At 58.5% G+C, this 9356-nt stretch carries 11 protein-coding genes and 1 tRNA gene; 6 read left to right on the forward strand and 6 right to left on the reverse strand.

All coding sequences use genetic code 11. The features are described from left to right. Positions 1-34: 34 nt before the first annotated feature. The gene (locus HMPREF3147_RS04490) at positions 35-1033 is read left to right on the forward strand and encodes an NUDIX hydrolase (RefSeq protein WP_070445003.1); all 999 of its coding nucleotides are present in this window, start codon (positions 35-37) and stop codon (positions 1031-1033) included. A gap of 49 nt (positions 1034-1082) precedes the next feature. On the opposite strand, the gene HMPREF3147_RS04495 is transcribed toward HMPREF3147_RS04490, so the two are convergent. From HMPREF3147_RS04495 to leuC, 3 genes are all read right to left on the reverse strand, one after another. Further along, complete coding sequence (locus tag HMPREF3147_RS04495; protein ID WP_070445006.1) at positions 1083-1967, reverse strand: EI24 domain-containing protein; 885 nt, start codon at positions 1965-1967, stop codon at positions 1083-1085. Between the two features lie 75 nt (positions 1968-2042). After that, complete coding sequence (leuD, locus tag HMPREF3147_RS04500; protein WP_070445009.1) at positions 2043-2633, reverse strand: 3-isopropylmalate dehydratase small subunit; 591 nt, start codon at positions 2631-2633, stop codon at positions 2043-2045. A 16-nt stretch (positions 2634-2649) separates the two neighbouring features. Then, positions 2650-4092, reverse strand: a complete 1443-nt coding sequence (gene leuC, locus HMPREF3147_RS04505) for a 3-isopropylmalate dehydratase large subunit (RefSeq protein WP_070445012.1) — start codon at positions 4090-4092, stop codon at positions 2650-2652. A 48-nt stretch (positions 4093-4140) separates the two neighbouring features. Here leuC and HMPREF3147_RS04510 point away from each other — a divergent pair, with 48 nt between their 5' ends. Beyond that, complete coding sequence (locus HMPREF3147_RS04510) at positions 4141-4854, forward strand: IclR family transcriptional regulator (RefSeq protein WP_070445015.1); 714 nt, start codon at positions 4141-4143, stop codon at positions 4852-4854. A 43-nt stretch (positions 4855-4897) separates the two neighbouring features. Here HMPREF3147_RS04510 and HMPREF3147_RS12530 read toward each other — a convergent pair whose 3' ends face one another. Continuing rightward, positions 4898-5701 (reverse strand): chymotrypsin family serine protease, encoded by an 804-nt coding sequence (locus tag HMPREF3147_RS12530; RefSeq protein ID WP_083276436.1) that lies wholly within the window; start codon positions 5699-5701, stop codon positions 4898-4900. Positions 5702-5868: 167 nt separating this feature from the next. Here HMPREF3147_RS12530 and HMPREF3147_RS12535 point away from each other — a divergent pair, with 167 nt between their 5' ends. Both HMPREF3147_RS12535 and HMPREF3147_RS04520 read left to right on the forward strand, forming a co-directional pair. Beyond that, complete coding sequence (locus HMPREF3147_RS12535; RefSeq protein ID WP_083276437.1) at positions 5869-6159, forward strand: hypothetical protein; 291 nt, start codon at positions 5869-5871, stop codon at positions 6157-6159. A 116-nt stretch (positions 6160-6275) separates the two neighbouring features. Continuing rightward, a complete protein-coding gene (locus HMPREF3147_RS04520; protein WP_246815725.1) occupies positions 6276-6983 on the forward strand; it encodes a hypothetical protein in 708 nt (235 codons plus the stop codon). 74 nt (positions 6984-7057) lie between these two features. On the opposite strand, the gene HMPREF3147_RS04525 is transcribed toward HMPREF3147_RS04520, so the two are convergent. Further along, positions 7058-7130, reverse strand: a tRNA-Glu gene (locus tag HMPREF3147_RS04525). Between the two features lie 637 nt (positions 7131-7767). On the opposite strand from HMPREF3147_RS04525, the gene HMPREF3147_RS04530 reads away from it, so the two are divergent. Beyond that, the gene (locus HMPREF3147_RS04530) at positions 7768-8172 is read left to right on the forward strand and encodes a hypothetical protein (protein ID WP_070445022.1); all 405 of its coding nucleotides are present in this window, start codon (positions 7768-7770) and stop codon (positions 8170-8172) included. Beyond that, positions 8165-8494, forward strand: a complete 330-nt coding sequence (locus HMPREF3147_RS04535; RefSeq protein ID WP_070445025.1) for a transcriptional regulator — start codon at positions 8165-8167, stop codon at positions 8492-8494. Before HMPREF3147_RS04530 ends, HMPREF3147_RS04535 begins: the two co-directional genes overlap by 8 nt. Here HMPREF3147_RS04535 and HMPREF3147_RS04540 read toward each other — a convergent pair. Next, positions 8489-9052: an RBBP9/YdeN family alpha/beta hydrolase gene (locus HMPREF3147_RS04540; protein ID WP_070445028.1), complete on the reverse strand. Its 564-nt coding sequence runs from the start codon at positions 9050-9052 to the stop codon at positions 8489-8491. The genes HMPREF3147_RS04535 and HMPREF3147_RS04540 overlap by 6 nt on opposite strands. Positions 9053-9356: the final 304 nt, after the last annotated feature.

The following is a 9356-nucleotide window of genomic DNA, read 5'->3' on the forward strand; positions in this document are numbered from 1 at the left end:
GAAGGTTGAAAGCTACCGGCGCAAAAGGAGCAGCATGCCCAAGGCAAAGAACATGCACGAGACGGACAAAGACATTCGCTCGGAAGTCTTCATTTCCGGACGCCACCAGGAGATCCCCGTCGATCCGGCAGAAGAATTCAAGCGCACGACGCTTGCCGCCGGCGCGGTTCTCTGGCGTGGCGACCCGCACGATCCGGAGGTTGCACTTATCCACCGCCCCCACTATGACGATTGGTCGCTGCCCAAGGGCAAGGTCGATCCGGGCGAATCGCTCCCCGCGACCGCCGCGCGCGAGATCTTCGAGGAAACCGGTTACTCCGTGCGCCTAGGCAAGCTCATCGGCAAGGTGGCCTACCCGGTGCAAGGCCGCACGAAGGTGGTCTACTACTGGCTGGCCCGTGTACTCGACGGTGAGTACTCCCCGAATGAAGAGACCGATGAGCTGCGTTGGATGAAGATCGACGAGGCCAGCTCATTACTCTCCTACGACGTTGATGCCCAGGTGCTAGGCAAGGCACACAAGCGTCTGCGCCTTGCGCCTACGACCCGCGTTCTTTATGTGCGCCATGCACGCGCACACCAGCGCCGCTCGTGGGAAGGCGATGATGACCTGCGCCCGCTGGATAAAAAGGGGCGCCGCCAGGCGGAGATGCTCGTGCCGATGCTCACGCCATTTCATCCGACCGCCATTTATAGCGCTCCGCCGCAGCGTTGCCAGCACACCGCTGCCCCGCTGGCCGATGAACTCGGCATGGACATCGCCGTGAATAAAGCATTCGGCGATGATGTCTTTGCTGAATCTCCCGACGACGCACGCGCCGCCTTCCAGCGCGTGGTCGACGGCGGCGGTGTTCCGGTTATCGTCAGCCAAGGGCTGACCATCCCCGGCATCATCGAGTCCTACGCGCCGAAGTTCCTTAAAAAGTCGATCGATGAGCTCAAGTTCAAGAAGGCTTCGGTATGGGTTCTTTCCTTCAACGACGGTGAGCTTACCGGGGCGGACTACTTGGCTAGCCCGCTTCCTGTGCGCTAAGTACGGCATCGCCGCCGTCTCTCAGGAACTTCAGTGCTGCCCTGCTGTCTTATTCCCACCGCGCTGCAGGGCGGCGCTGCATAGCGCGAGTGAAAAGGACCATCCCGAGCGCCCAGATCGGATAGGCGGCAAGGAAGCCGACTATGGGAATAAAGACAAGCAAGCTCGCGATGAGGGAGCAGACCAAGATAAAGAGCAGCGACTGCCCTAGATTCTCCATGACCAGGTTGAGGGCCTCTCGGAAGCAGTCCATGAGAGGCTTATCAGGGTTATCCGCCTTAATCACGGGCGCTGGCCACAGGAGCGCAAAGAGAATCAGACCAGGGAAGCCGCCCGCAATAGATCCGAGCATTACCAAAGTAAAGAAGCAGGCATAGACGCCGGCGCAACCACTCAGCTGGGCAAACCTAAAGTAGTCGCGGAAGGTGACCTGCTCCCCATCAGCGATCTTCCGGGAACCATTAAAGAGGTTCGCCATTAGCCAGAAAAGATAAGCGAAGGCGACTAGCCCCATGACAACCATGAGAGGGATCCCGACGGTAGGCACCAAAGGCTCAATGTCCGTGCCGTTTTCTTCCATTACTGCGAAGATGCCGCCTACAGCGGTACTCGGAACAAGAAGAAGAGCAAAAGTGATGATGAAATGCACCAGCATGGCCAACATCCCTGGCACAGGCTGCTTCAGGTAGCCCTTGAATGATTGGCCCACAATATCCATGGCGTCGATGGGTTGGGCGGGCGCCCCGACTGGTGGATTTCCAGCCCAGGCGCCAGGCTGGCGCTCACCGTAGCTGCTGGACTGCTGATAACCGTAGTTCCCTGGCTGTTGATAGCCATACCCCGAAGTGTTGTGATAGCCATACCCGCCATACCCGCCTGCGCCGCCGAACTGATTGCCTCTGTCTCCGCTAAAGCTTTGATAAGGATTGCTCATGCCGAGGATGTTAACGGCGCTATGTGCACCGCGCCACAGGAGGCGGGGAATGCTCCCACACCTTTATTGCTCACGTTAAGATGCTACGACGCGGGGCTTGAACGCGGGGCGCGTGGATTCGAAAGCCTCGATATCGGCCTCATTGCGCAGGGTCAGACCGATATCATCGAGCCCCTCCATAAGGCGCCAGCGAGTGTAATCATCGATCTCAAAGGTGTAGCTATTGCCGCCGACGGTAACCGTGCGCGCTTCCAAATCGACGGTGGTTTCGGTCTCGCCGGCCTCCAACTGTTTCCAGATGAGCTCGATGTCTTCTTGTTCCATGAGCCCCGTCAGCAGGCCAGCCTTTCCGGAATTGCCGCGGAAGATATCGGCGAAACGGGAGGAAAATACCGCCTTGAATCCATACTCGGCAAGCGCCCATACTGCGTGCTCACGAGAGGATCCGGTACCAAAGTCCGGCCCCGCGAAAAGCACAGAGCCTTCCCTGAACGGTTCCTGATTGAGAATAAAGTTGTGATCGCTGCGCCAGTTAGAAAACAGTCCGTCGGCAAAGCCGGTGCGTTTAACGGACTTCAGGTAGCGCGCCGGAATAATCTGGTCAGTATCCACATTGGATACTCGCAGCGGAACGCCGATGCCAGTGTGAGTTACGAACTTCTCCATTGTCTTCTCCCTTTCCTTAGGCGCCGGCTACGGCGGCATCGTCGATATCTGCTGGTGCGGCCAAGTGGCCCAGGACTGCTGTCGCTGCCGCAACGGCCGGGGAGACCAAGTGGGTGCGGCCACCGGGGCCCTGGCGGCCCTCAAAGTTGCGGTTGCTTGTCGACGCCGACCTCTCCCCCGGCTTCAACTGGTCCGGGTTCATGCCCAGGCACATCGAGCAACCAGCGGTTCGCCATTCAGCACCAAAATCGGTGAAAATCTTATCCAAGCCTTCTTCCTCCGCTTGTGCCTTGACCACGGCCGATGACGGAACCACCATCATGCGGGTATCAGCCGCGATACTGCGCCCTTTGACTACCTCAGCGGCTGCGCGCAGGTCTTCGATGCGAGCGTTCGTGCAGGATCCCAGGAAGACAGTGTCGATCTGGATATCGCGAAGCGGCGTGCCAGGCTCCAGGTCCATGTACGCCAAGGCCTTCTCGACTGCAGCCTTCTCACCGTCGTCACCGCACTCCTCCGGGTTGGGCACCACAGCGCTCAGCGGCAGGCCCTGTCCCGGGTTCGTGCCCCAAGTGACAAACGGGGGGAGGGCAGAGCCGTCGATCTCCACGACGGTATCGAACTCGGCGCCTTCGTCAGTCGGCAGCGTCTTCCAGTAGTCAACCGCTGCGTCCCAGTCTTCGCCCTGCGGGGCGAACTCGCGGCCCTTGACGTACTCAAAGGTGGTTTCATCCGGAGCCACCATACCCGCGCGGGCACCAGCCTCGATGGACATGTTACAGATCGTCATGCGCGCTTCCATCGACATTTTGCGAATGGCCTCGCCGCGGTACTCGATAATGTGGCCCTGGCCGCCGCCAGTGCCAATCTTGGCGATGATAGCCAGAATCAAGTCCTTGGCCGAAACACCTTCCGCCAGCTCTCCGCTAACCTCGATAGCCATGGTCTTGAAAGGCTTGAGCGAAAGCGTCTGGGTGGCCATGACGTGCTCAACCTCGGAGGTACCGATGCCCATGGCGATGGAGCCGAAGGCGCCATGCGTCGAGGTGTGCGAGTCACCACACACAATGGTCATGCCAGGCTGGGTAATTCCCAGCTGGGGGCCTACGGTGTGAACGATGCCTTGCTGAGCATCACCCATCGAATGCAGGCGCACACCGAACTCTTCACAGTTCTTGCGCAGGGTAGATACCTGCGTGCGGGAGACCTCATCTTTAATTTCTAAAAGGTTGCCGGTCTTAATTCCGACGGTGGGCACGTTATGGTCTTCAGTGGCCAAGTGCAGCTCAGGGTGACGCATAGTGCGACCGGCCAAGCGAAGACCGTCGAAAGCCTGGGGGCTGGTAACTTCGTGCAGGAGCTGAAAGTCAATGTAGATAAGATCGGGCTCGCCGCCCTCGCCCTTGCGCACAACGTGGTCGCGCCATACCTTCTCTGCGAGTGTCAGTTTCTCAGTCATGTATCTCTCCACTTGAAATCTCAATTAATGGGACGTAGATTTCATTATATGGGAGAGTATAGCGCAGTATCAGGAATTAAGGTATTGGATCGCGCAGTAGCCATCATGATGGCCGCGACCAACCGCCCCTCCACGCTCAATGAGCTGTGTGAGACCACCGGCCTACCCCGGGCAACCGCACACCGTCTCGCCACAGCGCTCGAGGCACACCGGATCCTTACCCGCACGCCCGACGGTAAGTGGGGTGCGGGTCCCGCCCTTCCCGGCAACCGGGATCGAATCATCGAGACCGCCGGCCCCATCATGGAGGAGCTTCTCGACGCCACTGGCGAATCCGTCCAGCTATACGAACTCTCGGGAACCACCCGCACCTGCATTGCCACGCGCGAGCCAGAAATTGGACTACACAACGTGGTCCCTGTAGGCCGCCAGCTCCCGCTCACCTCTGGCTCCGCCGCTAGAATCTTCGCAGCTTTTGCCGATGTACACGTTGAGGATGCCATTTTCAGCGAGCACGATGTCGAACTCGCACGCACCAACGGTTATTCCGAATCCATCGAGGAACGCGAGTCCAACCTCGCCTCCATCTCCGCACCAGTTTTCGACGGCGCCGGAAACTTCATCGCCGCGCTCTCCATTTCTGGTTCGGCCGAGCGCTTCCGTCCCTCCCCAGCGGAGAAATTTGCGGATGTACTGGTCAGCGCTTCCAACCGGCTGAGCGCCGCCCTTTCCAACAGCGCACCGAACAATGGCAACCGCTAAGACCGCCGACGGCTAGGCCTGCAAACTCCGCCCCCAGATACCTCTAAATACTCAAACCAAAATACATTGCGAGGCCACGCAGTCCTTCTGGGCCCGCGCTGCTTGTCGAGGACAACGCCTCACCCTTTTCCTGCGCCACCCGGATTGGATTTCCTGGTTCCCGGTTGGGACGTCGCGGTACCCAACCTTGGTGCGGCAAGCGCGCCAGTTCATCCGCGTGTGGCATCCGTGCATAGTTTGAGAAAATTACCGTCCGGCCTTCTCGATTGGTCTGGGTAATCCCCTGGTAAATACCCACCACACCTGGCTGCCCTGGAACGGAGACTGCTCCACCGCTATCCCCTGGTGCCAGCGACACGTCGACCGCATAGTTCATTCCAGGAAAGAGGCCTGGCCCCCGCACCGCAGTACCGCATTGACGCGACGTGGCCTGCCCGTCGAAGCACACAGCTGCTCCTTCGCCTGGGACCGGCGCCATGCCATCCCCTGTCAGGGGGTTTCCGGCCGAGTACGTTCCGCCGGCGAACTGAATATAGGCCAAGTCATGCCCTGCCGCCCCAGAAGGCTTGAACCAACGCAAGGTTCCTACGTGCTGGCCCGCTTCGTTATACATCTGCTCCCCGTTGAGACCGCAGTGGGCCGAAGTCCACGCCCGGCTAGCCTCAACATAACCGACACTGCACAAGGTGCCATCAGCAGCAGCAACCTTTTGCCCCTGCCTCACCGGCACACCCTCGGCAGCCGTTGCGGGGGTAGCAAGAGCAATGGCTAGCGAGCATGCACCAACCACAGAACCAAGGCCGGAAGCAAAAAGCGAAAGGCGACGCTGAGGAGACTTATTCATCATACTTTCACTCTAGCCTGTTTCACCCCACATACACCTCACGCCCCGCACGTCACTCTACTAACACCCCCTAGCACCCCCAATAATGAAACTGAGTTGAAAACACGCTTTACTGACAGTGACAGCTACTGAAAACTGATTGAAAATCCCCAGCCTTTCAAGGAGGAGTCATGACCCACACCATTCACGACGAGCACACGCACACCCACGGCGAAGGCTGTGGCCACGTCGCATTCCCGCACGGCGATCACGTGGACTACCTGCACGATGGCCACATCCACCGCGAGCATGAAGGCCACTGGGACGAGTGCGAGACATCCGAGCACACCGTTCACGAGGGCCACGACCACGAGCACGGCGAAGGCTGCGGCCACGTCGCATTCCCGCACGGCGATCACGTGGACTACCTGCACGATGGCCACCGCCACGCAGCGCATGATGGCCACTGGGATTGCCACTAAGAGCACTCCGGATTCCGTTTTTCTGAGCTGCCTAGCCCGCGCCCACGATGCCGGGCTTGGGCAGCTCTCCCCGTTTTCTCCAGCGCATCTCGGCACATCCCGTTAGGGTGGAACTTATGACTTCCACGCGCACCCTCCGACCCGTCGCAGCTTTTGCAGCCATAGCCACCGCCGGTGTTTTAACGGTTGGATGCTCCACGTCATCCGACATGGCAGCATCGTCAGGCCCGGGCGAAGTATCGGGTGAGCCAACTTTCGAGAACACATACCCAGCCTTTCAGCCGCTCAATGATGACGCTGAACTTCACGTTCCCAACTCCGCCGACGAAGGAGCCCCATCCGGCCCCGAACCGACATTGCCCGGCACCGCAGCCGATCAGCCTGGGGGCCAGCCTCAACAGCCGGATACTCAAGCGCAGAGTGTGCAAGGAGCCCAACCAGGCGCAGGCCAGCACCAGACCGCTCAGGCTGCAAAGATGTCCACCTACAATAGCCTCTCCGGACAGCTTCCCCAAGGCGAAGCCAACGGTGCAGCAGTCAACGTTCACGGCACACCCGCCACGGTGTGCCAGATGGGCGATGGCTATAACATCGCCTTCGTCATGGCCGGCGCAAACACTAGTTGCGATTTTGCGCGCTCCACAGCCGGCCGCTTGATGACCTTAGCCCCAAGCTCCCAGGATGACCTCCGCGCCTATATCCCCGCACAGGTAACCGTCAACAGCTCGGTCACACAGCAGAACTACTCATTGACGTGCAACATTGATGAGCACGAGGTGATTCGCTGCACGGGCGGTAATAACGCTGAAGTCCTCATTGTCTAGACTCCAGACCGCTAACCCATAACCCGATCAGGAAAGAGGGCGACAGCTATATCGCTTGTCGCCCTCTTTATTTGTACCCCGTACGGGATTTGAACCCGTGTTACCGGCGTGAGAGGCCGGCGTCCTAGGCCGCTAGACGAACGGGGCTCGCTTAGCTGTCCGTTTCGGACTTGCTAAACACTATAGGATCCCCGAAAGATTGCACAAATCGGCAGGTAACGGACCCTTTTTACACAGATAAAATCCCGAACCTCGTTGCCACTTATGGCTGCGATGTAAACTTCGACTCTCAAGGCCTAGGTGCGGATCGAATCAGTGGTTATTCCGCTGGCGTGCCGTTGGCTGCTGGGGCCGGAGCACTAGTTAGTCATCGCTGGAGGTTCGGGAGGACACGTGCGCTAACAGCATGCGGTGCAAGGCTCCTACTTCGCTCGAGTGTTGGCTTTAAGAAGTTGTGGATTATGGCGATGCCGCCTTGTATTATCTGCTAGGGTTGCGTCGGCGATAGTGATGATTTTCAACTTCCGCCATCCGCTCTCCTTTCTGTCGGGAATGCGTTGCACCTGCAGTGTATGGCCAGAAAAGGCATACCGGTAGGACTTAGACCAATTGGCCACTGGTCCACCCCCTGGTACTCCACCGCCCCTCCCGTCCACCTCGCCGAAGATGCACACCGGTATGGGGTAAAACCAGACCACTCAGATGTCACGAGAAGCCACGCCCCTTTACTTGCCACTAGTGCAAGCGTTACACTTGCACTAGATGCAAACAAAGGAGGCACATCATGGGCAGCGACCTAAAAGTCATTAGAGAGGTCCAACAACGCACAGCTTGGAAGCAGAGCAGGTGGGCGGTAACACTTGTAGCGCTCGGCATCGGCAGTAGCCTCGCATTCTCTAAGCTGTCGTGGTGGTACACCCTCGCAATCCTCATACCGACCTTCATTCTCGGCTACCTCCTCAAGGACAAAATCGCGAACCCTTTTGTTCGCCCCAATCCCAACAAGGGGCCAAGGAACGATCGCGCCACGTGGTCACGCGTACTGCTTCCCGCTGCAATGATTTTCTCCACCACGCCGACACCTGATACATGGCCATGGATGATCACCAGCGGGGTCGTCGTTTCAGCAGCGACGGCTTGGATGCTGTACGAGAACCGCAACGCGGCAATAAAGGGCGCCAGTGTCTAGGGAAGCGCCCAACCAATCCTCTGAGCTGGATCCAGTTATCCACCCGATTAACCGCCTCAGAATCTGTGCCACGCTCTACTCCGCCGGTGCCACCGACGGTCGGCAAATGAAGTACAGCACGCTCGCCGAGTTGACCGAGCTACCCGCCGATACACTTTCCAAGCAGTTAAAGCACCTCGAAGACCGCGGCTATATTAGCCGCGCCCGAGAGTACGGTTCTACCCGCGCTAAGGACACTGTGTGGGTCACGCTTACTGAGGCAGGCACACAAGCTTACGTGCAGCACGTGGAGGCGCTCAAAGCCATGACTGGGGGCTTATAGGTTGCGCAGCCATTGCGCTATGCGATTCCCCAGCTGTGGAAACTCGGTATAGCCGTCGCTCTCAAGGAAGTGTCCAGCGTCGTGGATGGTGATGGGTGCGGCCGAGAGGGCGTCGGCAAGCTGCTGCGTGAGGGAAGGGTCCACCAGGACATCGTCCGTAGACACGAAGACCTCTATGTGAGCGATGTGGGGTTTGACAGCAGGCACGTCGACGTGGGCCTGGCCAATAAATTCGTCAAGCTCTGGGATGACAGGAAGCTTCTCCACAAACCCAGAGACAATGAAGAGGCCAGGAAGCTCCCACTCGCCCTCCAATGCCGTGAGATAGTGCAGCAGCGCAGTGCCGCCCAGGCTATGCGTGATGATGCAGGTATTAGCGTTTGGACGCTTAATATCGTTGCGTATCGCCTCTACCCACTCATCGAGCTTCGGAGCGTTCGGTTCCGGCAGCGCGATGGTGTGAACGGTGTGGCCATCGAAGGTCAACAGGCGTTCTAGCCACGGGAACCAGTGACTGTCAGGGCTGGCTTGGTATCCATGAACAATGTAGAAGTGCATGGTCGCCGATCATACGAAAAAGAGTGGCAAGCTCATCGTGCTTGCCACTCTGTGTGAAGCGCCTCCGCTTCATCTCTCGCATGCTCATATTTAGCTACCTCTTCTTCAATAGATTGCAAATCTGCCGCTGCTCCGGCGGGGTCATGGTCTGCTCTGGACATTTAAAGCCCCTAACTCGTCAAGTTTACTTTTTATACTATTGTTTCTCAATCAATCTATAGTAAAATCCAGCCCATGGCGGCTTCTGGCGTGCAGTGGGTCGGATTAAAGGGGCTCTTCCGGTTTCGGGGTGCGTAGCGGGGTG

It is taken from the genome of Corynebacterium sp. HMSC05D03, from assembly GCF_001807205.1.
Classification (GTDB): Bacteria; Actinomycetota; Actinomycetes; order Mycobacteriales; family Mycobacteriaceae; genus Corynebacterium; species Corynebacterium aurimucosum.